This is a genomic window from Adhaeribacter arboris (assembly GCF_003023845.1).
In the GTDB taxonomy this organism is placed as follows: Bacteria; Bacteroidota; Bacteroidia; order Cytophagales; family Hymenobacteraceae; genus Adhaeribacter; species Adhaeribacter arboris.
On the sequence record NZ_PYFT01000002.1, the window covers coordinates 98,395 to 123,662 of the forward strand.

General features: G+C 39.1%; 30 protein-coding genes. 4 read left to right on the forward strand and 26 right to left on the reverse strand.

Going from position 1 to position 25,268, the window contains the following annotated elements; genetic code table 11:
- Nucleotides 1-12: 12 nt before the first annotated feature.
- From AHMF7605_RS28885 to AHMF7605_RS28895, 3 genes are all read right to left on the reverse strand, one after another.
- Nucleotides 13-456 carry a beta-barrel fold lipoprotein gene (locus AHMF7605_RS28885; RefSeq protein WP_106933735.1) on the reverse strand — a complete coding sequence of 148 codons (444 nt, stop codon included), beginning with the start codon at nucleotides 454-456 and terminating at the stop codon, nucleotides 13-15.
- A gap of 261 nt (nucleotides 457-717) precedes the next feature.
- Nucleotides 718-1,827 (reverse strand): DUF3991 domain-containing protein, encoded by a 1,110-nt coding sequence (locus AHMF7605_RS28890; protein WP_106933736.1) that lies wholly within the window; start codon nucleotides 1,825-1,827, stop codon nucleotides 718-720.
- A gap of 11 nt (nucleotides 1,828-1,838) precedes the next feature.
- Entirely contained in the window at nucleotides 1,839-2,501 is a 663-nt protein-coding gene (locus AHMF7605_RS28895) for a DUF4099 domain-containing protein (RefSeq protein ID WP_106933737.1), read from the reverse strand.
- Nucleotides 2,502-2,636: 135 nt separating this feature from the next.
- On the opposite strand from AHMF7605_RS28895, the gene AHMF7605_RS28900 reads away from it, so the two are divergent.
- On the forward strand, nucleotides 2,637-3,257 hold the full coding sequence (locus tag AHMF7605_RS28900) for a M23 family metallopeptidase (protein WP_106933738.1): 621 nt from the start codon (nucleotides 2,637-2,639) through the stop codon (nucleotides 3,255-3,257).
- A 137-nt stretch (nucleotides 3,258-3,394) separates the two neighbouring features.
- Here the strand turns inward: AHMF7605_RS28900 and AHMF7605_RS28905 are convergent, their stop codons facing one another.
- The 21 genes from AHMF7605_RS28905 to AHMF7605_RS29005 form a co-directional block, all read right to left on the reverse strand.
- Nucleotides 3,395-3,754 carry a helix-turn-helix domain-containing protein gene (locus tag AHMF7605_RS28905; protein ID WP_106933739.1) on the reverse strand — a complete coding sequence of 120 codons (360 nt, stop codon included), beginning with the start codon at nucleotides 3,752-3,754 and terminating at the stop codon, nucleotides 3,395-3,397.
- Complete coding sequence (locus AHMF7605_RS28910; protein ID WP_106933740.1) at nucleotides 3,751-5,718, reverse strand: type IV secretory system conjugative DNA transfer family protein; 1,968 nt, start codon at nucleotides 5,716-5,718, stop codon at nucleotides 3,751-3,753. The genes AHMF7605_RS28905 and AHMF7605_RS28910 overlap by 4 nt, the downstream gene beginning before the upstream one ends.
- Nucleotides 5,719-5,731: 13 nt before the next feature.
- Complete coding sequence (gene traN, locus AHMF7605_RS28915) at nucleotides 5,732-6,523, reverse strand: conjugative transposon protein TraN (protein WP_106933741.1); 792 nt, start codon at nucleotides 6,521-6,523, stop codon at nucleotides 5,732-5,734.
- Between the two features lies 1 nt (nucleotide 6,524).
- Entirely contained in the window at nucleotides 6,525-7,688 is a 1,164-nt protein-coding gene (gene traM / locus AHMF7605_RS28920) for a conjugative transposon protein TraM (RefSeq protein ID WP_106933742.1), read from the reverse strand.
- Nucleotides 7,685-8,056, reverse strand: a complete 372-nt coding sequence (locus AHMF7605_RS28925) for a hypothetical protein (RefSeq protein ID WP_106933743.1) — start codon at nucleotides 8,054-8,056, stop codon at nucleotides 7,685-7,687. Before AHMF7605_RS28925 ends, traM begins: the two co-directional genes overlap by 4 nt.
- Nucleotides 8,034-8,642 carry a conjugative transposon protein TraK gene (gene traK, locus AHMF7605_RS28930; RefSeq protein ID WP_106933744.1) on the reverse strand — a complete coding sequence of 203 codons (609 nt, stop codon included), beginning with the start codon at nucleotides 8,640-8,642 and terminating at the stop codon, nucleotides 8,034-8,036. Before traK ends, AHMF7605_RS28925 begins: the two co-directional genes overlap by 23 nt.
- 23 nt (nucleotides 8,643-8,665) lie before the next feature.
- Entirely contained in the window at nucleotides 8,666-9,649 is a 984-nt protein-coding gene (locus tag AHMF7605_RS28935) for a plasmid transfer protein (protein ID WP_106933745.1), read from the reverse strand.
- Nucleotides 9,650-9,655: 6 nt separating this feature from the next.
- The gene (locus AHMF7605_RS28940; RefSeq protein ID WP_106933746.1) at nucleotides 9,656-10,276 is read right to left on the reverse strand and encodes a hypothetical protein; all 621 of its coding nucleotides are present in this window, start codon (nucleotides 10,274-10,276) and stop codon (nucleotides 9,656-9,658) included.
- Nucleotides 10,277-10,278: 2 nt separating this feature from the next.
- Nucleotides 10,279-10,950 (reverse strand): plasmid transfer protein, encoded by a 672-nt coding sequence (locus tag AHMF7605_RS28945; RefSeq protein WP_106933747.1) that lies wholly within the window; start codon nucleotides 10,948-10,950, stop codon nucleotides 10,279-10,281.
- Nucleotides 10,925-13,369, reverse strand: a complete 2,445-nt coding sequence (locus tag AHMF7605_RS28950; protein ID WP_106933748.1) for a TraG family conjugative transposon ATPase — start codon at nucleotides 13,367-13,369, stop codon at nucleotides 10,925-10,927. The genes AHMF7605_RS28945 and AHMF7605_RS28950 overlap by 26 nt, the downstream gene beginning before the upstream one ends.
- A gap of 49 nt (nucleotides 13,370-13,418) precedes the next feature.
- Nucleotides 13,419-13,721 carry a DUF4133 domain-containing protein gene (locus tag AHMF7605_RS28955; protein ID WP_106933749.1) on the reverse strand — a complete coding sequence of 101 codons (303 nt, stop codon included), beginning with the start codon at nucleotides 13,719-13,721 and terminating at the stop codon, nucleotides 13,419-13,421.
- Nucleotides 13,722-13,729: 8 nt separating this feature from the next.
- On the reverse strand, nucleotides 13,730-14,053 hold the full coding sequence (locus AHMF7605_RS28960) for a DUF4134 domain-containing protein (protein WP_106933750.1): 324 nt from the start codon (nucleotides 14,051-14,053) through the stop codon (nucleotides 13,730-13,732).
- 33 nt (nucleotides 14,054-14,086) lie between these two features.
- Nucleotides 14,087-14,548: a hypothetical protein gene (locus tag AHMF7605_RS28965; protein WP_106933751.1), complete on the reverse strand. Its 462-nt coding sequence runs from the start codon at nucleotides 14,546-14,548 to the stop codon at nucleotides 14,087-14,089.
- A gap of 68 nt (nucleotides 14,549-14,616) precedes the next feature.
- Nucleotides 14,617-15,048 (reverse strand): hypothetical protein, encoded by a 432-nt coding sequence (locus tag AHMF7605_RS28970; protein ID WP_106933752.1) that lies wholly within the window; start codon nucleotides 15,046-15,048, stop codon nucleotides 14,617-14,619.
- A 127-nt stretch (nucleotides 15,049-15,175) separates the two neighbouring features.
- On the reverse strand, nucleotides 15,176-15,802 hold the full coding sequence (locus AHMF7605_RS28975; RefSeq protein ID WP_106933753.1) for a ParA family protein: 627 nt from the start codon (nucleotides 15,800-15,802) through the stop codon (nucleotides 15,176-15,178).
- 20 nt (nucleotides 15,803-15,822) lie between these two features.
- A complete protein-coding gene (locus AHMF7605_RS28980; protein WP_106933754.1) occupies nucleotides 15,823-17,412 on the reverse strand; it encodes a relaxase/mobilization nuclease domain-containing protein in 1,590 nt (529 codons plus the stop codon).
- A 138-nt stretch (nucleotides 17,413-17,550) separates the two neighbouring features.
- The gene (gene mobC / locus AHMF7605_RS28985; RefSeq protein ID WP_106933755.1) at nucleotides 17,551-17,982 is read right to left on the reverse strand and encodes a plasmid mobilization relaxosome protein MobC; all 432 of its coding nucleotides are present in this window, start codon (nucleotides 17,980-17,982) and stop codon (nucleotides 17,551-17,553) included.
- Nucleotides 17,983-18,220: 238 nt separating this feature from the next.
- Entirely contained in the window at nucleotides 18,221-18,502 is a 282-nt protein-coding gene (locus tag AHMF7605_RS28990; protein WP_106933756.1) for a hypothetical protein, read from the reverse strand.
- 56 nt (nucleotides 18,503-18,558) lie between these two features.
- Nucleotides 18,559-18,783: a hypothetical protein gene (locus tag AHMF7605_RS28995; RefSeq protein WP_106933757.1), complete on the reverse strand. Its 225-nt coding sequence runs from the start codon at nucleotides 18,781-18,783 to the stop codon at nucleotides 18,559-18,561.
- Between the two features lie 4 nt (nucleotides 18,784-18,787).
- Entirely contained in the window at nucleotides 18,788-19,234 is a 447-nt protein-coding gene (locus AHMF7605_RS29000; protein WP_106933758.1) for a hypothetical protein, read from the reverse strand.
- A gap of 122 nt (nucleotides 19,235-19,356) precedes the next feature.
- The gene (locus AHMF7605_RS29005) at nucleotides 19,357-20,316 is read right to left on the reverse strand and encodes an ArdC family protein (protein ID WP_146153706.1); all 960 of its coding nucleotides are present in this window, start codon (nucleotides 20,314-20,316) and stop codon (nucleotides 19,357-19,359) included.
- A 361-nt stretch (nucleotides 20,317-20,677) separates the two neighbouring features.
- On the opposite strand from AHMF7605_RS29005, the gene AHMF7605_RS29010 reads away from it, so the two are divergent.
- Nucleotides 20,678-21,448: a ParA family protein gene (locus AHMF7605_RS29010; protein ID WP_106933760.1), complete on the forward strand. Its 771-nt coding sequence runs from the start codon at nucleotides 20,678-20,680 to the stop codon at nucleotides 21,446-21,448.
- A 34-nt stretch (nucleotides 21,449-21,482) separates the two neighbouring features.
- Nucleotides 21,483-21,773: a hypothetical protein gene (locus tag AHMF7605_RS29015; RefSeq protein ID WP_106933761.1), complete on the forward strand. Its 291-nt coding sequence runs from the start codon at nucleotides 21,483-21,485 to the stop codon at nucleotides 21,771-21,773.
- A gap of 189 nt (nucleotides 21,774-21,962) precedes the next feature.
- Here AHMF7605_RS29015 and AHMF7605_RS29020 read toward each other — a convergent pair whose 3' ends face one another.
- Nucleotides 21,963-22,166 carry a hypothetical protein gene (locus AHMF7605_RS29020; protein WP_106933762.1) on the reverse strand — a complete coding sequence of 68 codons (204 nt, stop codon included), beginning with the start codon at nucleotides 22,164-22,166 and terminating at the stop codon, nucleotides 21,963-21,965.
- Between the two features lie 750 nt (nucleotides 22,167-22,916).
- Here AHMF7605_RS29020 and AHMF7605_RS29025 point away from each other — a divergent pair.
- Complete coding sequence (locus tag AHMF7605_RS29025; protein WP_146153707.1) at nucleotides 22,917-23,843, forward strand: replication initiation protein; 927 nt, start codon at nucleotides 22,917-22,919, stop codon at nucleotides 23,841-23,843.
- Between the two features lie 319 nt (nucleotides 23,844-24,162).
- Here AHMF7605_RS29025 and AHMF7605_RS29030 read toward each other — a convergent pair whose 3' ends face one another.
- Nucleotides 24,163-24,843, reverse strand: coding sequence for a recombinase family protein (locus AHMF7605_RS29030; protein WP_106933764.1), 681 nt, complete (start codon nucleotides 24,841-24,843; stop codon nucleotides 24,163-24,165).
- Between the last annotated feature and the right edge of the window lie 425 nt (nucleotides 24,844-25,268).

Here is a 25,268-nt window from a genome sequence, read left to right on the forward strand (position 1 = left end):
CCTCTACCATTTTTAGTTGGCTTTGTAACTGAGATCATCACTTTTATCCTTTGTTACTTCAGTATAAGAGAAAGTTTTTTCTTCTAATAAAGTACCATTTCTGTAAACGGAAAATTTCAAAGTCATAGCAGCTGGTCCGGTTTCCACGGGAGAAAAGCCGGTCATAGTGGAAATGCTTAATTCTTCTACATTGAGAGCTTCTACCGAAAAGGAAGCTGTATTTAAATTATCTCCCAGCAACACGGCCGGCACCGGATCTGTTGTCCCCCGGTACTTAAAATCTCCACCGGCGATAGTAATAATCCTGGTAAATTTCTGATAATCTCCGGTTTGACTTACATCTACCCGAAACGTCGCCGTGCTGGTGGTTGGGTTTGGATCGTCGTTATCTTTGCCGCAGCCAACAAGCAGGAGAAATAATATCAAGAAACTGCAAAAGTATTTAAGAGTTCTCATATAAGTATACTATAAGTGAATAAAATGGCTCTTTTTATAAACTAAATATATCTTATTAATATTGCCAAGACACCTAAATAAAATTACATATACAATAAAGATAAAGTACTATGGCTGACTATTGCCATTATATTTTTTAATTTCTTGCAATATATAACTCATACCTTGAGGCTATCATATCTAAACCCGGATCATGACCACCTTTTCCAATCTTGAAATATTTGCCTGGTTCGGTTCAAACCAGCTCTTTTAAATATATCATCAATATTTAATAGTAGATATTTTGCTTACTTGAGTTGCATTCTTTGGATGGATGATATCATTAAAGTCTTTAAAGGCTATACCGTTATTTTCACTGGCAGCTTTGTGAACAGTTACTCCAGACCTAATACCAGATGCCCTTTCAAAAGCAGCTAAGCTTATCTTTGCTACCTGAATTTCAAAGCTTTTACCATTTACCAGAAATAAAAGGCTATCCTCCTTCTTTTGAGGCAAGGGAACATCTTTACCACTTACTTGCATGGCTACAGCAATGTCATACATTTTGCCTTGGTAATCATTATCAAAGGCAGTATGTATTTTAACACCCGCCCAGTGCTGGAGTGCTCCCTGCAGCTGACTTTTGGCAATACCTCCACCGAAGGAAACAAAAGCCGCATTATCAACATCGAGCCGGTGTTTGTTTAATTGGTAGAAACTCATGAGGTCAATCGGATTCTCCCCTAAAAACACATTCCGAGTACGCTGGGGAGCCCCCACAAAGTCAGCAATCCACATACCGCTTTTCCGGTCGCTACCTGGTGCTACGCCTTTAAATCCATAGTTCCGTAAATCGTAGCCAACTACTTCATTACTAACGGGCTTGGTTAAGGGAAAGCCAATGTTTTCATAAGGCCTGCCTTTAGTTTTCTCAGTGTCCTTAACCAGGTGAATAAAAGGTGAGAAGCGTTTAATAGTTTCCGGATCTAAGCCCCGTTCCTGAATCAGATAATGTAATTTAAAGACAGAAGGATTAGCTATCTGGTACCGACTGGAATCAAATTTCTTCGGCTCCGGAATGCTGTACTCTACTTTTAAAAGATGGGGTTCGTTAACATAACTCTGAAGTACTTTGTTGATACCAGAAAAAACATTTTGATATGAGACGTTAAATCTGCTTAACCGATTTTTTACAAACTCAATTAAATCTCCCCGGTCGTTGGTACAATCCCGATTAAAGTAAAGTTTTTTCACCGGATCGATCAGCACAGTATCTCCATCCGAGTGTTTAAACTCCAGCACGGCTTTTCCCTTTTGTAAATTAACTTTGTAACCTAAAGACTCAGCTACTGCGGTGATGGCAATTCGCTCTCTGTAGTCCTGAAATGTCATGACCGTAAGAATTACCTTCTAACACCTTTAATTTTCTCTGAACTAACAGCTAGTGTTGGTTCTTCCAATTTAACCATTGTTACTTCTGGATTTTGCCGGAACTGGTTGGCATCAGTTATTTTGTAACCTCTGGGTTCATTTAAATCTATTTGAACTATGTTTACTTCTTTGGTGGACTTATTTACAATCTCAACCGGCAATCCTTTTTTAAGCTGCTCTTTTTGATCTACGCTTAACACAGTATCTTTTATAGCATTAGGGATTTGGATGGCGCTTAACCTGGCGCTTAGTAGTTCATTAGTTTCTTTGTCCAGCTGGTGGATGTGCGGCTCTATGGAGCCATTCAAAGCTTTGGAGTTTTTTACAATTGCCTCTCCTTTTAATAATTTATTCCACTGCTCTTCATTGGCTTCAATGTTGTTTACTGGCCGTGCTAAAATCGGATGTACTCCGAGGGAGAGTGTATTATCAGGATTTCTGGTTAAACTTAATTTAGCCTGAGCTTCAATTGGCTTCATTCCTTCTTTTAAATGAATCCTTAAAGAAATTAAACCTGTGCGGCGACCTTCAAGCAAACTTGCCAGTTCATGAGCTGGCATCGTGATTACATCTTTTCTGCTCATTCCCAGTTGTTCAAACTGAGAATAGGGCAAGTCTTTAATTTGGAAACTCATGACATTTAGTTTATAAATGTATTTTCATAGATTATCTTTGAGTAAATATACATAATTGACATGTAAAAGCGGTACACTTTAGAATTAGTTGTTTTATAATATACATATTTTGTATACTTATTATACAAAATATACATGAAAACACTTAAACAGTTATCACCAATCTTATTACTAGTTATTCATTATACTGCAAAAGCTCAGTTTAATACCATTAAAAGGGTTAAAATTCTACCTCATATCCAGATTGATTCTAATACCAGCTTGCCAAACAACCCCTCGCATAATAGTATTTGGGAGACTGTAAATGTAAATAGTCTTCGTCAAAAAACTAATGTATCCGTATCTATGCCCTTGCAGGCGCCAATTATTAGCAGCGGGTTTGGTAATAGAATATATCCACTGACTGGGAAAATAAAATTTCATTATGGCCTTGATTTCAGAGGATCTTCAGATTCAATTATGGCCATTCTACTGGGCACAATAAAGAAAGTAGCTTATTCTCGAAGTTTAGGCAATTATGTTGAAGTAGAACACGGTGAGTTTAAAATCATTTATGGTCATTTATCCCAAATAATGGTTAGAGAAAAGATGGAAATAACCGCTGGTACCGTCTTGGGTATAACTGGCAGTACGGGAAGAAGTACTGGAGAACATTTACATTTTGCTATCAAGCACCGAGGCAAGGCCATTAATCCAGTTCCATTTCTGAATTTAATTTATCGCCAGGTAGAAATGGAAGCCCGAAAAAAGCAATAGAATAGAATCGAAATTAACTTTCAAATAAGATAAAACTACTAAGCCTGAAGACAATGCCTCAGGCTCAGTAGTTACAAAACCAACCTTAAAGTATATAGAGAGCCTTGGCCCGGTACTGTATAAAGCACGAAAAAAGATTAGAAACTACCCTCTTTTTCCATAATACCTATGATATCAGTTATTTGGCCGTTGACATCTGTTTGCAGGATTTTGAGCCGTTCTATAGCAATGCTATTAAAAGTGCTCATGTGAGATAATGGTTCAGACCTTTTTATAACTTCGAATTCATCCGAAAAAATAAAGCTTATATGAAAATGGTCTGAGTAGAAATTCAGCAGTTGAACCAAGAGCTCCAGCGTACCTCCAATCCCATTCTCTAGACGAGATATTTGATTCTGATGTGTCTCCAGGGTTGCTGCTAAATCTTTTTGAGAAAGGTCCAGCCCCTTTCGAAGAAGTTGCAGGCGTTCCCCCAAATCGTGTAGATTTAATTTCATGTGTAGAAGTGGTCTTTTAGTGTTTCTATTTCTCGATTGATTTTGGTAAAGTTTTTATCTAAGACAGTGTTCCTGTCAGAAGCATTACCAAAATTATAAAATATTGGCATAGAAACATATGACTCTTCTTCTTTTGCTATTGCTGCAGTATCCAGATTAATTTTGCAATTATAGGTACTATTTACATGTTGGCCATTATATTCATTATTATCAAATGCTACCTGGGCCACCACTTCACCGGCCGCTAAGGTAGCAATTTTTGAAGCAGGTATTAAAGCTCCCATCTCTTCATTCATAGAAATAGAAGTCCGGCTACGGTCAATACTTACTCCTTCCTTTTGCTGCCGGACTTTACCAAAAAGTTTTTCTAACCAATCTAGGGTATCTTTGTTGCGAACGGACCCGGAGATTACGTTAGCGGCTACGGAGCAAATAGTATCTGCGGTTTCCCGACCGTATTGTTGTTTGAGTTGGGGCAATTCCTGTAAACCTAAAAGAACGGCTATTTTATTGCTTCTAGCGGTTGCAATTAAGTTTTCTACCTTATGTACGTATAAGGTTGGGGATTCATCAATGATAAGCCCGCAGGGCAGGTTTCTTTTTGAATTTATAAGCTTGGTCATCCGATTTAGAATTAGAGCGTTGCAGGCACTGTTAATACTCTGCGTGGCCGGATCATTGGCAATAACTAAGATGGCCGGATTATTAGGATCAGAAATTTTTAATTCAAAATCATCACCTGATAATACCCAGAATGTTTCCCGCGTAGCTAAGCGGCCTACGTTGATTTTAAGTGTCCCAATCTGGCCTTCCAATTGATCAAAAGCCTTGTTTTTGTAAGCGGTCCGAAACGGCGAAAGCAAGCTGACCAGTTGAGGTTCAGAGAAAAGCATGTTAAATATTTCATCATAACCCAGATTGATAAAGGCCAATACGTGCGGAAACGTGGAATATTTGCCACCCTCATGCCTACTGAGAAAAAAGATACAGCTGGCCAGAAAGTTTACTGCGCTTTGAGTAAAGAACTGAGCAGCCCCGGATTCTTTGTCACTCTTGGTAAGGCTTTGCAGCAAGGCTTCTGCAGTTTCAGTGGCATCAGCCAAGGTTGGTAAATATTCTGGTTTTAAGGGATTGAACCTTCGACTGTGTTCTATACTATTGAAATTAATAACGTGAAATTTAAAATCTTTTAAGGTGCCTTTTTTCTTATTTAGCAGATAATGATAATAGGCTATTTTTCCCAGGTCTGGAAACTTAAAATCATAGAGAGCCATAGTAAAACCCTTGGCTAACATTTGTTTAATAAATGGATTTACTACCGAATAGGACTTACCGGATCCGGGTGTTCCGATTAGCAAGGTGGCACGAAAAGGATTGGCAATATTCAGGTAACCGTGATTTACCTTTCTTTTGTAGTAAAAAAGCATAGGCAGGTTGACACTGTATGGCGTATTCATTAGCCCCCGGCTCTGCTCAAAACTTTCATTCTCGACATTAAACTTATCTTTCATTAGCCCGGTCTGAATGTGCTTGGAAATATTATCCAGAGCAATATTTATCATTACCGCTCCAACCAAGGAGAAAAGCATATAAGCTGCATCCGACCAGGTTACACCAAAAGCCAACAGCCGATTAGTCGGATGCTGGTAAAAGTACCCGGCACCGAAGAAAAACAAGAAGCCGAAAAATAACGGTAAGTAGATGTGCTTTACTGGATCGTGGTGTAAGTTTTTCCGGGCCTTGGTTCCAATGGCTACTATTATGATCAGAAGAAAAGTAAAAGCCTTAGAATAGTAAATGTTCTGGTAAATCGCAATTCGCTGTAATTTAAGGATTACCGGCCGCAGCTGTTCCATAAATCCAGCACCCGCAAAAAGGAATACTAAAAACTCCGTGAACAAGGTGAAATAGATAAAACTCTGTAAAAAGGAATAAAGCTTCTTTAATTCGCTTGATTCTTCCATAACTTATTTTGTTTTAAAGTGTATCAGCCTTTAATACATCCTTATAATCTACCTTCACAGAAATAGTACGGCCGCTCACCTGCTTCTCGGCTACTTCTATATTAAATACCTTTTCATCAGGGAAGGTGAATTTCTTAAATACAAACACGTTTCGATACCGGCGCTTAAAGCTATCATTGTTAAAAAGCTGATGTACGGGCTGTATTTCTAATTGCTGGAAGTTGGTTGACTTAACTACCTTTTTATCTTCTATTTTAAACCGGATCTGATCAATGTCATAAGCAATGTTGGTTTTATTGGTTATGGAGAAATCAATAAAGAAATAATCTCCGATGGTGTAGATGTTATTTACCACCGCTTGCATCTTGTCTTTTTTAGTGCTGACAGATCGACCTACAGGCTTTTGCTGCAAGGCTAGCAGAGAAAATCTTTTCATTTCCTGCTCGCTCATGGCCACATCCGGATTCAGGTATTCATCAACCTGAGTAGGATCAATTCTTACCTCGGAGCTAGCTGATGCAGGAGTAGAATAAGCGAGTTTATACTGAACCATGAAACGCTCTCCAACAATCGTTACTATGCCGAGTTTGGGGTTTGCTTGCTTTGGTTTAATGCGGAATATATTATCCACCGGAATATCACCGGCCACATCATTAGTGGAAATATCGACGTATTTGATCGGTTCTGGACTCACAAAATGAGTGGAGATAGTTTCATTTACATAGATTACCTGAGGAGCTGTTTTTTGGCATAAAGCCGGTAAGGTTATAGCCATCAATATGAACAGCATTAGTGTATTTTTCATGTTATTGTTTCTTGGCTTTGTTATCGATTAAGTAAACTATGGTATTATATTTCAGCTTAGCCTTGTTTTGCTTGACCGCCTTGCCCACGGCCCGGGAAGTAGTTTGGGCCATTTTATCCATTACCGAGAAGAGCATCTGGTTAGTATTTTCCGGACTATCATCGAAATTTATACTCTGACCATTGGTGCTGTTTGCTGCTAGCTGTTTGGTAAAATCTCGAAACTGAGAGCCCGGCACGTATAAACCCACCAACCCGTCGTTATCATAAATACTTAAATCCACGGGTATAATCTGCTTGCCATAAAGCAGGGAGCTTATGGCTATTTCTACCCGCTGAGCCGAGAAACCCGATACCACCCCGTACAAGTAACTACCTTTTTGTATTTCGTAATTACTCACGTAGATATCATCCAGCAACCTGATTCTAATCCGGCCTCCCTCCCGGATTTTCAAACCTTCATCTAGCATCGCTTTAATAAATTGCTCGTCTCCGTCATTTTTAACCGTGTTGAAATAAGCAGCATTGGGGTTCGCGGATTTGCGAACTTCTAAAGCTTCCGGTGCCTGTACTGTTTTTTCTGCTATAGTTGGCGTTCCTTTCCGGGCTGGCTTTTTCGGCTCTTGACCGGCTTTTTCCAGGCTATCGACAAAGCGCATTTGTTCTTTAAACAACCGCATCTCCTTTTCATAAGCGCTTCCTGGCTTTTGCCGCTGTGGCCGGGAACTAGAAACTGTTGTAGCCGCATAGCGCTGGCGGTCAGTGTTCTGTTGTTCCTGAACCCGATCCATAAAAGCAGGGGTGTTCTTTTGAGCAAGAATAGCATTATTAATACTGTCGAGCATTCTTTTTTCTTTGTCAGTATAGACGCTGCCGTATTGCTTTTCTTCTTCGTCTTGCTCTAATTCCTGAACAGCGGAATAATCCCTGTGGTGTTTATGCTCCTCCAGTCCGGCCCCGAACTTACTATTGATATCCTTTTTCTCCAGATTAGCGGCGGGCAAATCTGTTATGATCTCATCGGTTTCTTTTAAAGCTGTCTGCTGCTTACCTTTTGCTTCTGTGGAGGGGAACATGTCCAAGTAGAGATAATTAAAAAGAAAAAGAAAAGGCAGTACGATTAAAGGCAGCGCGTACTTAGGTTTTCTAAAATCAATCTTTCTCATTTTAAAATTTTCTTTAAATCGTTATTGATTTCTTTTAATACCAGGCTGTCATTTAAGGTGAGACTGTCTGGATTAATGGATTTGGCTTTGCTGTACAAGCCAACCAGATTCATTAAATCAGTAGTTACCGGCTTGGTAGCAGTAGAAGCATCTGCTGCGCTTATTCGATTAATGAGCGTAGTAGCTGTTGCCTTGTGGCTTTGCTTATGGCTGACCTTTCTGATTAGAAAGATGGTTATTGCCACGAGCAGAATTAAGAACATACCGGCAATTATTCTTTCCGGATACTTTGACCGGTAAATAATTATTCGTTGCCTGGTGCTGAGCAAGAATTCTACTGCTTGCCTAAAAAGATTTCTTCTGTTCATGCTCCAAGTCTTTATTCACAACCGTTTTCCAGTTTTTAATTATTAATCCGTGCGGATTATTCACCGTGCGTGGCACGTCCTGAATATCCCCTTCGGTTACCAAAAGCCTTTTAAGAATGGAAGTTTCCCGCTCTACCCGCTGTTTGGCATAGTACCGGAAATGCCGGTTCTGATCCAATACAATGCTGTCAGTTTGGATGGTTAGCAGAGCTGAGCTGGCCAGGATGGAATTATAATACCCTTTTTCTTTAAGGTTATTGTATTGAGCCAATCCGGTTTCATCCACTAGGTACATTGCCTTAGTCAGGTTATTTTTGATGTAGGCGTCATCTGGCGGCAAAGTGAAGAAGAGTAGGTGAAACATATTAATGTGACTTTCCATTTCCACTTTCCGGTTAGCTCCTAATTCGGTTTGCTGCACCAACAAGGGAACATTATGGTCGATCACGTACAACTTTTTGCGCTGTTCGTTGATGAGCGAATAGGCGAAAAAACAAACAATGCCTACCATCACCAGGGCCGTTATGAAACTTCCAATGCTAATGGCAAAAGCCAGTCTTATCTTACTTTCAATTCTGTTGATCATGTTTGTACTTTTTATAAAATGAATTATTTGATCAGTCCCGTACCCGTTCTTGCCACCGAGCTAAAGGCTTGACTAACGCCGGTGGTATTAATAATCCAGGTAGATATTACCGGTATGCAGAGCATAGCTAGCGCCGCCATTAACAGCGAAACTAGGTAAAAGCTAATGTGCCCACTGGAGGAGCCGACGTAAGCAATAAAGAGTTCTTCATTTTCCAACACTGCCTTTAACACTTCAATTTCCCGCTCTTGCCCGTAGCGGACCAGCACAAATGAAATGGTCATGATGATGTAGGCAATGGTCGAATAAAGACCAACAGAGATGTACCTACCGATCCAGGTAAGGTAAGAGTCGCGGAAGCCAGGAAAGATACTCAGGGCAAAGGAAAACGGACCGAGAATAACCAGAATAGCAGCGAATATAATCTGAAAAAGAAAGATTATGTAAATGCAAAACTGGAAGATAATAATCACGATGTACTCAAACAGGCGCATAAAAGCGAAATTGATTTGAGCGGTCAACATCAGGTAATAACCTTTCATCTTATCGAGTAAAGGAGACAAATCTATTCCTAGCTTTTCCATCCAATCTTTATCCTGCGTTTCATCCTTAACCTGCTCGAGATCGCCGGTATCTTCGCTCATTTTCTTGGCTACCTGCTCTATCAATCCTAACCTTTCAACGTGACCGTGTTCTACCATATCTATTTGTGCCGAATACATGGTTTTGGCGGTGTCGTTTACTAATTTGATAGGAAAGTTCATGACTTCAATGAAAGGCTCCCAAAGCAGGATTACTAGTGCCAGTGCAAATGGCCGCATTAGAGGCATTATCTCAATGGTCTTGTCACCGGCTATCATTTTGTAAGCCTCCAACGCGAAATAAAGCAGCATTGCAATAGCAGCAATTGCCTGGGCATCAGAGTAAAAATTAAAAGTCAATTCCGCTATGTCCAGATACAAGGTTTCCATTAAATCGAAAATAGTCTGGTCTATAAGCTCTCTCATTATTTCTTATTTTTTAGGGAAGTTTTTACTGGTTTGAAAAAGGCTTATTATTCTCAGGTAATAACCGCGCAGCGTAGAGAGATCCTCCAGAGCTACCCGAAATCGTTCCGCTTTTTTCGCATCGTCTTGGTAGGCTTCTTTGGTTAATTGGATATCTGCGTTAATGCGCTCCTGTTCCCCTTTTAAAGCAAGCAGTACATCTAAGCCCACTCCGGCGGTAATGGCTTCGGCATTTAGCCTGGCAATGCGATTGTTGAGGCCGTTTATTTTATTCTCGTACAGCAGGAACCAACTTTTATTCAGGCTGCGATCCGCCATTTTAAAAAGCTCTTGATCTCGGATTTCCGTTACGTTTTCATCCTCTTGCTCAGTATCAGCGGTATTTAAGCGCAAAGCCGCCATAATGGGCAACAGTTGCTTCATATTGCGCCGGTCCGGGCCTTTGCGGTATTTGTTGTGAAAGAGAATGAAATACCATTTAGGGTTGAACTTGTTCCAACGGGTAATAACTTCTCTTTCTAGTTGGTAACGAGTGTTAGGGCTTTTAACCGGAACAGGTGGCGTTTGCCCCAAGGCTTCTACCAGAGATAGTAGCAATACCGGTGCTAGTAGTAAAGGCTTTTTCATGGCTACTTTCTCCGGCTTTTGTATTCATCTACTAAAGACCTGGCAATAGCAGCACTATTGTTCGGATACCGCAATCCCATTGGATTCATAGCCTTCCATAACCCCGCGTACTTGGCCAACCTCATTTTGCGATTGATACCAAAGGCTAAGCCGCGCATAATCCTCAGTTCATCTATCACATGGCGAATTAGGGCCAATCGATCCGCATTACTCATCAGGTTTACATCCGTGCCAATAACAGCTACCTGGTAGATGTAATTAAATAAATCAGCGGTACGATTAATTAGCTCCAGTTCCGTTTTAGCGGCTATAATTGTGAGCTCCGGATCACCTTTGGCTGTTTCTAACATTTGCAGCTGATACTTGCCAATGTCCTTAGCAATAGTACTGGCATAGATAATATTCTTACTCTGCCCTATAATAGATTGCACAGATTTGAGCGAGTTGTACATCTTTTGCTCCATTTCGTGAATCTGAATCATTTTGAAAGTAATGGCTTTCTGATAACCGGCGATCTGCCCCTCATTGTCTTTTATATCACTGAGAGCAGCTTGCTGAGCTGAATGATTAATGACCAGGGTAGATACAACAGTTGGATCAAATACTACCTGTTGGGCAAAAAGTCCGTGTGAGGCAAAAGCCAAAACACTAAGCAGGAAGAGGGGCTTTTTCATGAGCTGTTCGGTTTATATAATTGGTGAATTCATTTAGCTTTAATCCGGATTTTTTAAAATCCTCGACAAAGGCATCTAAGCCATGCTGGTAAGAGGCAAACTTTTGCAGGTATATTTGGAGAGCTTCTTTCTCTTTTCGCTCCGTGGTAAAAGTTAGGTACTCATGCAGCGACACTTCTACCCCGTACACTTCACCCTTGGCTCCACGCTTGATGTACACTTCTTTGAAGCGTCCGCGGCCTTCCCGATTATCAAGTTTGTTAATGGTAAAGATCTTGTTTTGCTCGACCTGGTTAAGAGAAAGTAGGTTGGCAATATCCCGAAAGTTATCTTTGAACTTAGTCTGGTCTAGAAGACAGATTGTATCGGAGTTATTGATAATACTATTTTTTACCACGGCATTTCCGATGATATCATCCAGCTCTTGGGTTACTACTACCGCTTCTCCCCAGAACTTTCGCACAGTTTTGTACACATAAAGGATATAACCAGCCATTAGTGGCGAGGCAATGGCTTTCCAGGCCTCTTCAATGATTAAGGCCTTGCGGTTTTTCTTGTGCCGCATTTTCTGCAAGAACACATCCATGATAATGATCGTCGTGATTGGGAAAAGGATCTTGTGTTCTTTGATGGCATCTATTTCAAATACTATAAATTTATCGTCGAACAGGCTAGAGTCCATTTCATTGTTCAGGATAGCGCCGTACTCTCCCTGCAGACAGAACTTCTTCAGAATAAACCGGTAACTCTTGACATCAAAGTCAATAGATTCGCTTTCGTTTATTTCCTGAATTTTATTAATTGAAAAATCATAAAAGGACTGGAAAGAAAGGTATTTGGCTGCCCTTTTCTGGTTGTAGAAATCCTCGTAATAAGCACTAATTACCGATGATAAAACACTGTCTTCAGTTTGATTAATGCTACCATCAGCGCCCTTCCAGAGCAGACTTACCAGCGATTTAAGGAACTCCCTTTTTTCTTCGTTAAATTCTTCCCGGGCAATCCGAAACGGGTTCATAGTAATCGGTTTTTCTTCGCTGTAGGTAATGTACCGGCCGCCATAGTATTGACACAGGCCAGAATAGCTGTGCCCAGTATCCACCATAATGATATCCGTGTCCTGCAAAGCGTACTGTCGGATCATGTGATTCATAAAAAACGACTTACCGGCACCGGAAGGGCCCAGAACAAACTTGTTGCGGTTGTTCATGCGCTGGGTATGAATAGGCATATCGCTAGTATCAATTGCCACCGGAATACCTTGCCGGTCTGAAAAAAATATCTGGAAATCAGATTGCTCATTCTTTAGCAGACTTTCTTTAAACATTAGGCAAATGGCCGCATCGGTTGTGGTCTGGAACTTATCGTAATACTTAAGTTCCTCCTGGTTGCCGGGAATAGCAGATCGAAATAACTCCATTTGGTTAGTTGCATTTCGGGAAGGAATGATGCCGAAGTTAAATAAGCTGCTTTCAATGTAGTTTGTGGCCCGATCTATCACCTGGTCATTGGCCGAGAGAATAATATTGTAGTGACCAAATACCAACAACTGATTATCCTTGGCAATGTCAGCCATTACCCGGTCTATATCGGCCACGGCTAAGTCATTAGCAGGATCCGGCATCGAGGTGTGTTTTTTCTTTTTAGCATTGAGCCGGGCTAATTCGATTCGTTGGTCCGGAATCTGGATAGTCTGATTATAAGCAATGCAATCGGTACCTGGTATAGAGTGAAGAAAATGCATTAAATCCACGGGCAAGTTATAGCCTAGATTAAGGTCCGTATGGGGTTTAATGGCAGCGGGAAAGTTTATTTCATCGATATCAATGAGCGAAATACTTTTAATAGTGCGATTGCCGATCCGGATGCTTTCATCAGTTGCGGAGAAATTATTAAATGAATAAACCTCATCAGAAAAGTTAAAGGCCACAAAGCGATTCAGCAAACTGATAATTTCCTTTTCTTTCAAAGGTTGGGGCTGTAACCCCCGGCTTTGCAACACATCAATTACCTTGGTAATATTGCGCTCAAAGGTTTTAAAGTCTTTCGCATCATAGGTAAAAAACTTAGAGCGTTTAGCATTTCGGGTGATAGTGAGATAGGTTGTAATATCCCGGTACTCTCGACCTGTAAAAGCTTCATTATATTTCTGGCTGAGGTAATCCTCTGACTCCTGACCTTTAAATTTTTTCAGTGCCAGTATATCTAGCTTTTGGATGGTATAACCCGAACCCAAAATCTTGATGATGTTACTGAAGACGTAATGAAAGTCCGTATAAGCATCTGCATCAGCGGAGTATTGCAGGACAGGATTGGTAATTTTCAATATTACAGAATGGTCACTTTTCTCGTGGAAAAGAACGTCGTAAGCATAGGTTTGAATGCCTATGAACGGCCGTGAAAATTCTTTGGCTTTCATAACTTGTAAAACAGTAATGGATATAAATCAGAGAAGAAGAAAGCCGGTACTAGCGATTAGAATGCCGCTTGAAATAAGGCGAAACGATGTAGGTACCGTTGGATTTAGTTTTGCTGTGTAAGCCGCCTTTCTGCCGGCTATGAATAAAACCCATGCCTCCCAAACCAATAACTATTAACCCGATAATGCCGGCAACTGGATGAATTATGGTTGAAAGCAGAATACCAGTCACAAAAGCAACCAGCAAACAAGCCATTCCCCAATAGATATATTTTCCTTTTAAGGATTTAAAAATAAGGGGCCGTTGCAGCCCCTTATAAACATTAAACCCTGATCCCTTTTCGGATTCCATGGCGGGAATTACACACCGAAGAAGGCTTTCACAATGGTACCTACTACCATAAGGAATACGCAAGAACCAACCCAACCCATAATTGATTTCTGTACGTCATTATCGCCGGAGTTCCATTTAATGTAAACCCGAACACCGCCAACTAAACCGACAATAGCACCAATGATGAGAATTAAATTACCAATTGGGTCAATGTAAGTTGTAAGCTCAGAAGCACCGGCATCAATACCCGCCGCACCGCCACCCTGCGCGTTAGCAGTTACAGCATAGGCAATACTCAACACAAACAATAAGGCTCTCTTGGAGAATTTAGAGAATAAGGTTGTTTTCATAAAATTTAAGATAGTTTAAAATTGGGAAACTGATTAAAAGGTAATTGTTGCGGTCTCCAGCTTTGCTTCATCCTTTAATGATTTGAGAAAATCACTGACAGAAAGCGCCTGCCCCTGGATTGGTATTTCGATGTTGGTTTCTTCCTGGTCTATTTCGCTGGCCCAATCATTGGAATAATCCATCGTTTCCACGGTAACTGGCTCTGGAACTCGGGCATCAGAAATACTAGAGCCGGATCCATCGCCAGCAGAATTATCAGAAGATATGGGAGGAAAAGAAATTGGGCGTATATCGACAAGTTTATCTTCGTAGTCCTTTGCTTCTACCACCTGCGCGGGTTCTTCTTCGTCCATTAAATCCCGAACATTGTACTGCGTAGCGGGTCCCGTGGGAAGCTTTGGGCCACCTGCGATTAGCAGGTCAAAGAGAAAATTTAAACCGTAATAAGCCAAATAAACGGCAACAATAGCAATCAAAAAGTTACCCCATTCCATAAGCTGTCTATCTCAAATTAACTAATGTTAAATTTTATTTAAAATGAGCTAAGGAGGGATTGGGAGGATTAATCGAAAAACATATTACCTTTTTTCTTTTCTCTTAAAGCTTTTATCAGGTCCTTATTTTCCAAGAGAAATTGCTTTAAAAGGTAACTGGCTAATACATTCGAGTTAATTTTAGCTTCTTTTCGTAACAGGTCCAATGCTTCCCCAATATTATCATCGATGTAAACCAAGCGCCGATTAAAAATAAAGTTTTCCTTTTCGGCCTTCAGTGTATTCCTGATTTTATCAAACCCGTCTTTGCCAGAAATTGCTTTCGGCTTCACATTTACCTCTTTATCCGGAGCAGCGTTCTTTTTCGCTGGTGCCGCTTGAGGAGCATTGTCTGGTTTTGCTGGAATATCTTCTTCGGGTTTGCCGGCTGCTTGCCCGGTTTCAGTTCCTTCCGGGTTGTCAATCCGGTTCCTAATCTTATTTAATAGATCCTTGCTCATCACAAATATACATTTTATGAGTAAATAAAAAAATAAAATACTAATAACATATTATTTTAAAATTTTTAATGCCTTTACAATATAATATTATACTTATCTAATATTAATAATGTATAAAATAAAATTCCTATACTAAATATGAGTCATATATATAATCAAAGGGTTCTTGGATTAAAGATCTAGCCTCGCTACTGATGGAAACAGTATCAATTCGCTCTAAGGCTACTCGGTCCGGTATTTTCGGGGCTATGGTTCCGTAAGCGGCTAATACTTCTTTCACCTTTCCTTCAGTTTCGTACTTTACCGTTCCTTTAATTCTGGTGGGCAGGTATACAATCTTAATGTTCGGATTTACGTGATGAGCTACTTTGGAAAAAAACAACGAGCTTTCAAAAATAGTCTTTTCGTAGGCAAACGGGCAGATAATTAGGTCCGCATCTTTAATGATGGCTAGCATATTATCATCATCAAGCTTACCGGGTGTATCGAGCAAAATATGGCCTTCCGTTTTTACTTCATTCAAGGCATGGGAATACTTAGAATATTCTTCCAAATCCACTTTCATCACTTCGTACAATGGGTCATTGGAATACATTTGCTTGTCTTCCTCCCAGCGGGCAAACACTGTTTCCTGGTAATCCATATCGAGAATGATAATATTCTCTTTTTTATCCAGCACTAGGTAATTAGCTAGAAGGGTGGTAATAGTAGATTTACCCACACCTCCTTTTTGGTTAGCAATTATGATTTTCATTGGTTTTATGGTTTAGGTGATTAATCTTTTCGTTTCCGCTTTCTCTTTTTCTCTGGATGCTCTTCCGAATTATCCTGCAGAACCTCGAACACTAGGCCAGCTACTTCAGCAAAGGTTCCGCTGCTATATTCCAGTTGGTGGCTATATTGGTTCTGATTTATCCGGTCGCAGTCAATAACCTCCACTGTGCTGTAATCCGGTGCTGTTGACATCAACTGAGCCATATTGTACAGAGTATGATTCTTTTGATCTATGAGGTAAACCGTATTTGATTTTCTAGCAAAGGAATATTTATTCTCCTCAGCAATATCTCCTAGGTCTTTACCCGTAGCTAGTAAACTAGTTAGCTTATCTGAAAGGATCATTGTCTGCTCCCCATGTTTATTCTTTTCTCCCGAGATGAGTTGAGATAACACTATAGCATCTTCCTTTCTTAAAAACATAGCTTTGCAAATCACTTCCACTTCATCCGGAGTAGTCGTAGTAAATTTCTGCGCTTCAAACAACCTATCATTGTAAAGCAGCTGTTTCATTCTTTCTTTTGAAACCGAAAAGCTGGTTTTATTTTCCCCCCAAATTTTTACCACTCCATTACTGTTGAGCTCAAAACCAAGCTTTAATAATTGTGCTTTAACCTCCCGGTACCGCAGCACTTTATTATTTTCTTCATTGGCTAAAGTATCAATTACTTCAGCTCCGGCCTTTAACTGATCTTGTCGCGTTGGCAACGTGAGTAAAGCAGCTAAGGGCATTACTTGAGAACCTTTGAAGACTTGCTCTTTTGCATGATCAATAATCGTGTAGCCGTAAGGAATATTCTTACCCTTAGCGGTGTGAAATATTATTTCTGCTCCGAATTTTGATTGCATGAATTCCGTAAATTTTTCCGGAGTTAAAGCAGGTTTGTATTTAATGAATAAAGCCTTCAATTGGTGACTCCGATCCGTGGGCTCCACATAGTTTTTAATTTTATCATCAACCTGGGTTTTAGAAATAGAGTGTTGCACTTCGCCTCCGCGGATGAATTGATAATCTTCGGCCTTTACCGTTACTGTTAAACCTTGAGACTCTAGCAACATCTTAAACTGAGCCTCAGAGGAAAAATTATAACGTAAAGACTTAGTAACCTGCTCTACAGGTTGCTGGCCAAGGCCTTTACCTAATATTTTTTTTATTGCAGCCTGGGAGCGGTGTCGCTCAAAGGAATCATTAATTTTCCGGCCGGATTCATCTACCCTGCTTGAAACAATATGCACGTGATTATTGGCGGTATCTTTATGAAAATAGAGCAGGTAAGGATTATTTATGTAACCCATCTTTTCCAGGTACTGTTCGGCGATGGCTTTTAACTCCAAACCAGAATATTCCCTGCCTTCGCAGGAAATAACCGCGTGAAATTGGGGTTTATCGATCATACCTCTTTCATTGGTAGACCAGGCTTTAAAAAATTGCTGGTACTCATGGACAGCTCGGCTCCTGGCGCTCCCATTTAATTCCAGAAGACCGAAATTTTCTACAGCCAACGGTTCAGCAGTGCCTAAACTGACTTTACTTTCATTATATTCTACTCCTGAAAAACTACCGGCAGAAGAAAGAATTTTTACAATCATGCATTTTTAACTATTAAATTGAACAACAAGCATTAAACAATGAACAATGAATAATAAACAATGCACATTACAGGCAAAGAAAATGAACATTACGCAATGCTTATTAAACATTGCGTAATGAGCAGTGCACATCAAACATTACTTTTTAGAAACGGAACGGAGATAAGCCTTAATGGCTAACGTGTATTCTTTCTGTACTTCTATCATCTCCTTGAAGCAGGTACTATATTCGGCAATAAACTTCTGATCCACCATATTATTCTTATCCAGATAATTCACGTACCGGGCTATTTGATTGATGTTGTTACCGACCTTGTTTAATTCGGGATTTAGTCTGTTCAGTGCCTTAAATAAAGATTGTGGGTTATGGTTGGTGCTGTTAGTCTTGGATAGTAACTTATTTCGAAAATACACTAGGGGCTGTTTCCATCCCAAATCTTCACTTTCTTTATAGAGCTGATTTCTCTCGTCTTCAGTGAATTTAATCAGCACCGGTTTATCCCGCCGCTCCTTATCGCTCTTTTTGGGCCTCCCTCCTTTTGGGTTCCAGTTTTTGATTTCTTCTTCCATGCTGATAAAAATTATGAGTTGCGAATAATTTTACCCTTACTTCAGGGCTCCGCCCCGAAGTAAGGCAAGAAGTTTTCGTATATACGAAAACACATCTTGCAAAGCGAACTCCATTAAGGCCAATAGTGATTATTTATTGCAAAGTTTATTCCGATATGCTGTTTCTAACAAAAGGGAGGCAAGTTTATGATAAAGGTTTCAAATTATTTATAGCGTAGATCCAGATGGATCCAAATGGTTAATTGGAAGCTTTGTTCCTTGGGTGGCTTTTTAGGACTAAAGCACAAAGGGCAAGAGAATCGATGTTTAACAGTTTGGCCACTTCATCTACCTCGGAAATTTTTAAACTTGTCGGATCTTCCAGCTTTGCTTTAAATCGAATATGACTCGTATTTAGTTTTTTGGCGATGAGACTATATGGAGCAATATCGAACAAGTCCTTAAACTCATTAATCAAGCCTTGGTCAAAAAGTAATTTAGCTTTATCAAACTTTTTATTCGGCGTGGTCTCGGGGATCATAGTACTGGATTTTAATTAGCTCAATTTTGAGTACATTAAATACCTTTAGTATCAGATTATATATTTATTTCGGTAAGGTATGGTTCAAGTCCAGAAATATCTTGAAATCCGGTCACGTTTTGAATTTCGTTGAGTTCGTGATTATAAATAACCTCAGCATAAAATCCACCCATATCATAGAGGTTACCTCGATCCTGGCAGCACTCCAAGAAGTTACCAAAATGGAAAACGTGTTCCGCTCGTTCCGCAATGGTCAACCGTAAAAAGTCCGCTAGTATCATGATACTATATTTTAACTTGGCTACTAAACAATTTACCATCTGCATCACTGGCCAGCAGGATGGATCCATTTAGTTGTTGCGGTTTAGCCTTCCGGTATTGCAACTGATAGGTAAAAGAAAGATGCACCTGCTTTTGACCTGCTACCCATTTCACTTTTTCAGAAGTGAACACAATTTTAGAAACCTCAAAGGGTTCTGTTTCAAACGCGGACCTTTGTTTGATGTCCCGAATTATAGCGGCTTTGGTTTGGCTCAAGTAATCTACTTCTGCGGTATTACTGTACCGCGCTTCTTCATACTTAACTCTCCTAGCTCGCAAGTTATCATTGTGTTTAATATTGTTGACCTGGGTCGTGTTTTTTCCCTTGATTAAAACTAATAATGCTGTTGGGCCGGTAAAGCTCACTAGGGCAGCTCCGAATACCAGGATACCGATGTATTTTAGTTTCATAAGCTGAATATAAAAGCATCATTGTAAATATGTCAGTTTTAAATAGAAAAGTGAAGGTTTTAAACACAATTTTTTTTTGCATTGAATAAAAAAGCCTACCTTTTACGGGTAGGCTTTAAATATTAAACTTCTATTGCTTCGGTATCCTGTTGTTCTTGATCCTGGTGTTCGGGTTTGTGACCCAGAATAAAACCGGCTGCCTTAAATGCTTTGGTGCTAGCATATATAATCATGGTTTTATCATCCTTTAGCTTCTTGATCCAACCCTGTAAATAAGCTACTGAGTTTTCGAAAACTATTTCTTTAATTCCTGTAAAAGCATTCAAGAAACTCGCTCCCATCTCTGCTACTAATTCTTCTTTGGAATAATTTATATCTCCAAATTGGGTTGCTTTATCTTCTTCGGTAAAGCGGTTTAATCTTATCTCGTGGCCAGTAGAATGAATTAACTCATGAAATAAAGTAGAATGGTAGGCCTGAGCATTGATGAAGGTTTTAATATCAGGCATCTGAACCTTGTCAAAAGCCGGTAAATAGTAAGCTTCTGAACCACCGTGTTCTATCCATGGTGCCGGTTCCAGATAGTTATTTACAACATTCTGGCAAGCTTCTATAATTTGATTGTCAGTCCGCTCTACATCACCCGGAAGATTAAAACTAACACCTTCTACCTGGTCAATATTAAATACGGTCCACATGAAAGGCACAAACTTGGTTTGTACTATATCCTTGGTTTCGCCGGCTGGAGTAGTCTTCTCTCCTATCTTATTATTAAATATTTTCCAGAAGATAATCTGAGTGCCCTTTTCACCTTTTCTCACATTACCTCCTAAATCTTTAGCCTGTTTAAAGGTTAAAAAGTACGGAGTTTTATATTTTCTTTTCCCCGTAATGTAGTTAAGGTAAAAAGCGTTAAAGCCTTCGTACGCACGATCCGATACGTAATTTTTAGGCAATCCATACGAGCTCCACGGCTTTTTCCAGAAAACTTTACCTTGCTCTAATTGAGCGATTACTTCATTTGTTACTTCTTCGGCTAACTGGGTGAATTTTTGGTTAGAGGTCATTAGGGTTAGTTTCAAAGTGCTGCTGTTTGATTAATTACTTATACAAATATATACGTTTTATACATAAATGTGTTTGTTTTGTACATATTTATTTATACACAAAATCAAGTACTTTTTCTTCCCTTTTGTAAAAAACATATTATTTCAGACTCTCAATTGTACGCCCGATTTTAAAATTTATGAAATATGGTTTTCCTTTCAAGATTAAGCAATGCAGATAATTGTGAACAAAGTAATAAAAGAATATTAGAGATATAATATTGAAGTAACATTAAACATATTTATTACTTTTAACAAAATATGGTTAGTAACTTTTATTATCGGTAAGTATTCTATTAATTTGAAGATTGATAGAAACAAAATCTTAAAGCAACAAATGAAAGTATTTGCCCTTCTCAATCACAAAGGTGGTGTTGGAAAAACCACTAGTACCATTAATATTGGTGCAGCACTTAATAGAGCGGGTAAATCTGTTTTGCTGATTGACTTAGATCCACAAGCTAATTTATCGCAAAGTTTAGGCATTCAAGAACCAGCTCAGACGATTTATGGCATTATCAAAGGCGATTACCTCGCTAGTGATGCAGTATTGAATATCAGGCCAGGGTTAGATGTGATACCATCGACCTTAGATTTAAGTGGTTCTGAAATAGAATTGAGCACTAAAATAGGTCGGGAGCTTATTTTACGGGAAGCAATTGAACCATTAAAAAAGAAGTACGACTTTATCCTGATTGACTGCCCTCCCTCACTAGGTCTGCTTACGGTTAATGCCTTAACTGCTTCTGATAAAATTCTGATCCCGCTGCAAGCCGAATTCCTAGCTATGCAGGGGCTTGCCAAAATGTTAGAAGTAGTTTCAATAATTCAGAAACATCTGAACAAATCCTTAGAGTTAGGAGGTGTTTTCATTACCCAGTATGACAGCCGTAAGGTTCTTAATAAAAATGTATTTGATACTATCACAGAACACTTTCCGAAAAAAGTCTTCGCTACCAAAATTCGCGATAATGTTGCTTTGGCAGAGGCACCAGCTACTGGCCAAGACATCTTTACTTATAACAGTAAAAGCGCGGGTGCAGCCGATTATGAGTCATTAGCAGAAGAGATATTATCCAAACATACAAAGAAGAAAAGCACCAAATAACACAATAGTAAGAACATAAAGTAATATTAGTAATATGGCTAAGAAAAATTTCTCAGGCGGTTTAGGCAGCTTGCTACAGAAAACAACTGAAAAGACGGAGCAGGAAAAAGTGCAGAATTCGAATCAAGCAGAAGAAGCTACAAACTTTACCGAGCGCCGCACTACATTAATTATAAGGGAAGATTACTTAGATAAAATAAATGCAATAGCTTATTGGGACAGAACCTTAATTAAGGACCAAGTTAATGCTGCTTTTGCTGCATACATAAAGCAATACGAAATGGAAAATGGTGAAATTAAGGTAGCTCCTCCTAAAAAGAAATAGTAACTATTAAATTCTAAAGTTAAATAAGTTTTAAGTAAGTAATTCTTTAAACAATTTCTGCTGACGCTGTAGATTATCTTGTTTACCTGGTGTTTGGGTATCACTTTCAAAATCACCAATGTGTGATACCAATAGGCCAAGTGATTCTGCTGAGAACGGGCTTTGAGCATGGGCACTTTTTAAAACTCGTTAACTGTTTGAAACTTTAAGTGCAATCCTTGGTCTGAAATAGGTGCCATTGCCGAGTTCGGCGACGAATAGGTTTACCCAATGGCCGGGATTGTTGGTGATACCAAAAGCAATGTCTCCGTTTAGGGTAACTATCTTGAAGAGTTTAAGAAAAAATATTTTAGCTTTATTTCTAGCCATATAGCCAAGAATTTGTAATTCCATGTCAACTGGTTCAAGTTTAGGTAACTAGTCTCCCAGCTAATGCTTACTTTATGATTGCTTTATAGTATAGTCAAGAATTTGTAACCGCTTCGGTAGCCGAATTCACCAGATGAGGACTAACTATATCCTATAATTAAAACGTACTTGCCGCAGAAAATCACTAATCACATCATGGCTTATGCTTATTTGTCGGTTAGTTACGTTTATGCAGATGTAATCGAAAGGTGTACTCAATATAAATTCAATATATTCCTTTTACTTTGACTAGAAAACTTTCGAGTAAGTTCCTATCCTTGGAAATAAGCGAAAATCATTTATTTATTTAATTTACTATATATTAAGATTTGCTAAAATTTTTAGCCATTTGGAAGCTTACTTCACTTATAAAACCTGTTTTTTCGCCCGGCCCAGTTTCCTTCCTGTATCAGATCTTTTTTGACTTGATTTCCTTGATTCCATTGTTTGTGCCGAAATTAAATAACCTAATTTCCTTATTCAGATCACAACTTTGTGATTATTTGAAATTATTTGAATTATTTGTAATAGCCATAAATCGTTGATTATTAATTATATATTTGGTTTTTAAAACAGAAATGATAAGTCAATAAACAGAAATGATAAGTCAATAAACAGAAATGATAAGTCACAAAAACAGATTTCATAAGTTAATTAAACAGATTTCATAAGTTAAAAAACAGAAATGTTTAAAGTCTCTGTTTTTTCTCAAGCCTTTTATATAAATTGGGCTCCATGGAACAGCTGGAAATTAAAGAAACCAAAATCCAGGTACGACATCATAATGTAATAACTAATGCCAGGCACGAACTCTCAGCGGTTCAACTGGACATATACTTTATGATGCTCTCTCGGTTAAAGCCTGGTGATAGCAAGGACACCAAGTATATTATCAGTGTTAAAGAAATCGAGGAGTTAACCGGCCGACAATGGAATTACCAGCAGCTGCGGGAAGCTACTGCTGGCCTGATAGGCAAGGTGTTCGAAATCGAAGAAGAGGATGGACTACTCCAGGTGGCCATGATGAGTAGCGCCAAATACTTAAAAGGACAAGGCCGCATTCAACTTTCTATAGCTGAAGATTTAAAGCCATACTTGGTAGACCTGAAAAATAATTTTACCAGTTTCCAGCTATTCTGTGTACTTTCCATGACTTCCAAATACGCTAAATGGCTTTATGTGCAGTTTTCCAGGTGGAAAGATTTAGGTGCTATGACTTTCGAAGTGGAGCAGTTACGATATCGGTTAAACTTGAAAGACCCATCCGGTAAAGCTCCAGAACAATATAAGCAATGGGGTCAATTTAAGGATTATGTGTTAGAACCAGCTATTCGGCAAATTAATGAAGTATCAGATCTACGAGTGGCCTATGCTGTAACAGAAAAGAAAGGTAAATCCATTCACAAACTTACCTTTACCATTAAGATGGTTTCCCACGTACAAACGGTTATTCCTTTCGAGTCTGAAGAATTAGATCGGGAAGCAGCCCAGCTGAAAGGACGTCTAAGAGACATTGGAATACTGGACACTAACCTTATCAACAAAATTCTTAATAGCACAGAGCTCCGAAAAAAAGCCAATAAATGCCTCTACGATATCTCACTTCGCCGGAAAGATATAATAAATCCAGGTGGTTACTTCCGGACAACATTGGGAATATAAACTTATAAAACCTGTTTTTGTAGCTTATAAAATCTGTTTATACTCCTTAAAAAACTACTTTAAAAAACAGATTTTATAAGTGGTATAATCTGTTTATAGACATATAAAATCTATTTTTTTGATATATAACTTATAAACCCTGTTTTTTCGTTTCTTAGCTTATAAAACCTGTTTTTAGTATTCAATTTTCTCAAAGGCATCTGCAATCTTCAAATTGTAATTTCTTTTGTCTCAAAAGAGCCTTAATGGTTAGATTACTTTCTATATCACAGTTTTCTTTCAACTTACGAGATACCAAATCAAATGCTACTTCTAGGTTTTAAGCATTAATCAAGCGATTGTAGATTCTTTGCACTTGAACAGCCTGGAATGCCCCTCCCCTACTAGCTCTAAATCCGGCATTGTTTAGTTCCAATGCAATATCTTTCCAGGACTTATTTTGCTGGCGGTGTAGCTGGATAAGCGCTGCCGCCCGTTTATTGTTTTCATTTGCTCTAGCCTTTTTTTTATTTACTGCTACTGCTAAACTATTAGCAGTCTTATTTATAAAGGGAGTACTTGCTTTCCGCCACTCGCCCAGCCGTTTGGTTTTTTCAGCTAAAGCATTGGCGGTTCTCAGGCTGATCAACTCCCGCTCCCGGTCAGCGATAGCCATAAACAAAGTAAGCGTAAATTTATCCAAGTTCGGAATATCACAACTCTCTAACCTACCGTCTAGTTCAGAATAAATCCAAAGCGCTTGTTCGGTGTTACGGCTTAACCGGTCAATCTTGGCCACTACTAGCACTGCTTTTTCTTTTTTGCATAAAGCCAACGCCTGCTGTAACTTCGGTCGGTTGCTAATATCCTTGCCACTGACATTTTCAGTAAACTCGGCAATTACATTCTTGCCGGTGTAAAAATGGTCGAGGTAAGTTTGTTGAGATTGCAACCCCAATCCGGATTCGCCTTGTTTTTTGGTGGATACTCTAATATAAGTAACGTACTTAGTTTCCTGCATGGGTAAAGTCTGCCAATTTTACAGGTAAAAATACGAAAGAATTATTTTATTTACATTATCACTACGCACGTAGAGGTAATGTAAATAATAGCTTTAAGATCTTCGGCAAGTAGTAAGCCAGAAGATAATCTTCTAAAAAAAACAGTATTCCTCTTAGAACACCGACAACAGAAGAAAACATTGATGTCAGCAGTTAGGAAAATCAATTAAACCAAAAGGTGAGAAACACCACGTAAGCTCACCTAGTAATTTTATTGGCAACTATTTGCAATTTACTTTTTATAGGAAAGAAAAATTATTTGAAACTGATGGGGAAAAGACCCTTAACACGAAGCCGATTTTATCTAGTCTGGTTAAGACCAAGAGCGGGCTTATGGCAATACCTGCTAGTCCTGAATTGGTAAGCCACCGACAACCAGAATAAA

What these genes read in the sequence shown, in the direction of transcription:
- AHMF7605_RS28935 (WP_106933745.1), bottom strand. Translation starts at nt 9,649, where the DNA reads ATGAGAGAGCTTATAGACCAGACTATTTTCGATTTAATGGAAACCTTG.
- AHMF7605_RS28980 (WP_106933754.1), bottom strand. Translation starts at nt 17,412, where the DNA reads ATGATTGTAAAAATTCTTTCTTCTGCCGGTAGTTTTTCAGGAGTAGAA.
- AHMF7605_RS28970 (WP_106933752.1), bottom strand. Translation starts at nt 15,048, where the DNA reads ATGAGCAAGGATCTATTAAATAAGATTAGGAACCGGATTGACAACCCG.
- traM (WP_106933742.1), bottom strand. Translation starts at nt 7,688, where the DNA reads ATGAGAAAGATTGATTTTAGAAAACCTAAGTACGCGCTGCCTTTAATC.
- AHMF7605_RS28925 (WP_106933743.1), bottom strand. Translation starts at nt 8,056, where the DNA reads ATGAACAGAAGAAATCTTTTTAGGCAAGCAGTAGAATTCTTGCTCAGC.
- AHMF7605_RS28895 (WP_106933737.1), bottom strand. Translation starts at nt 2,501, where the DNA reads ATGAGTTTCCAAATTAAAGACTTGCCCTATTCTCAGTTTGAACAACTG.
- AHMF7605_RS28965 (WP_106933751.1), bottom strand. Translation starts at nt 14,548, where the DNA reads ATGGAATGGGGTAACTTTTTGATTGCTATTGTTGCCGTTTATTTGGCT.
- AHMF7605_RS28910 (WP_106933740.1), bottom strand. Translation starts at nt 5,718, where the DNA reads ATGGAAGAATCAAGCGAATTAAAGAAGCTTTATTCCTTTTTACAGAGT.
- AHMF7605_RS29030 (WP_106933764.1), bottom strand. Translation starts at nt 24,843, where the DNA reads ATGCAGGAAACTAAGTACGTTACTTATATTAGAGTATCCACCAAAAAA.
- AHMF7605_RS29015 (WP_106933761.1), top strand. Translation starts at nt 21,483, where the DNA reads ATGGCTAAGAAAAATTTCTCAGGCGGTTTAGGCAGCTTGCTACAGAAA.
- AHMF7605_RS28995 (WP_106933757.1), bottom strand. Translation starts at nt 18,783, where the DNA reads ATGATACTAGCGGACTTTTTACGGTTGACCATTGCGGAACGAGCGGAA.
- AHMF7605_RS29010 (WP_106933760.1), top strand. Translation starts at nt 20,678, where the DNA reads ATGAAAGTATTTGCCCTTCTCAATCACAAAGGTGGTGTTGGAAAAACC.
- traN (WP_106933741.1), bottom strand. Translation starts at nt 6,523, where the DNA reads ATGAAAAATACACTAATGCTGTTCATATTGATGGCTATAACCTTACCG.
- AHMF7605_RS28940 (WP_106933746.1), bottom strand. Translation starts at nt 10,276, where the DNA reads ATGAAAAAGCCTTTACTACTAGCACCGGTATTGCTACTATCTCTGGTA.
- AHMF7605_RS28975 (WP_106933753.1), bottom strand. Translation starts at nt 15,802, where the DNA reads ATGAAAATCATAATTGCTAACCAAAAAGGAGGTGTGGGTAAATCTACT.
- AHMF7605_RS28950 (WP_106933748.1), bottom strand. Translation starts at nt 13,369, where the DNA reads ATGAAAGCCAAAGAATTTTCACGGCCGTTCATAGGCATTCAAACCTAT.
- AHMF7605_RS29020 (WP_106933762.1), bottom strand. Translation starts at nt 22,166, where the DNA reads ATGGAATTACAAATTCTTGGCTATATGGCTAGAAATAAAGCTAAAATA.
- AHMF7605_RS28990 (WP_106933756.1), bottom strand. Translation starts at nt 18,502, where the DNA reads ATGATCCCCGAGACCACGCCGAATAAAAAGTTTGATAAAGCTAAATTA.
- AHMF7605_RS28955 (WP_106933749.1), bottom strand. Translation starts at nt 13,721, where the DNA reads ATGGAATCCGAAAAGGGATCAGGGTTTAATGTTTATAAGGGGCTGCAA.
- AHMF7605_RS28885 (WP_106933735.1), bottom strand. Translation starts at nt 456, where the DNA reads ATGAGAACTCTTAAATACTTTTGCAGTTTCTTGATATTATTTCTCCTG.
- AHMF7605_RS28900 (WP_106933738.1), top strand. Translation starts at nt 2,637, where the DNA reads ATGAAAACACTTAAACAGTTATCACCAATCTTATTACTAGTTATTCAT.
- AHMF7605_RS28945 (WP_106933747.1), bottom strand. Translation starts at nt 10,950, where the DNA reads ATGAAAAAGCCCCTCTTCCTGCTTAGTGTTTTGGCTTTTGCCTCACAC.
- AHMF7605_RS29025 (WP_146153707.1), top strand. Translation starts at nt 22,917, where the DNA reads ATGGAACAGCTGGAAATTAAAGAAACCAAAATCCAGGTACGACATCAT.
- AHMF7605_RS29000 (WP_106933758.1), bottom strand. Translation starts at nt 19,234, where the DNA reads ATGAAACTAAAATACATCGGTATCCTGGTATTCGGAGCTGCCCTAGTG.
- AHMF7605_RS28960 (WP_106933750.1), bottom strand. Translation starts at nt 14,053, where the DNA reads ATGAAAACAACCTTATTCTCTAAATTCTCCAAGAGAGCCTTATTGTTT.
- mobC (WP_106933755.1), bottom strand. Translation starts at nt 17,982, where the DNA reads ATGGAAGAAGAAATCAAAAACTGGAACCCAAAAGGAGGGAGGCCCAAA.
- traK (WP_106933744.1), bottom strand. Translation starts at nt 8,642, where the DNA reads ATGATCAACAGAATTGAAAGTAAGATAAGACTGGCTTTTGCCATTAGC.
- AHMF7605_RS28905 (WP_106933739.1), bottom strand. Translation starts at nt 3,754, where the DNA reads ATGAAATTAAATCTACACGATTTGGGGGAACGCCTGCAACTTCTTCGA.
- AHMF7605_RS28890 (WP_106933736.1), bottom strand. Translation starts at nt 1,827, where the DNA reads ATGACATTTCAGGACTACAGAGAGCGAATTGCCATCACCGCAGTAGCT.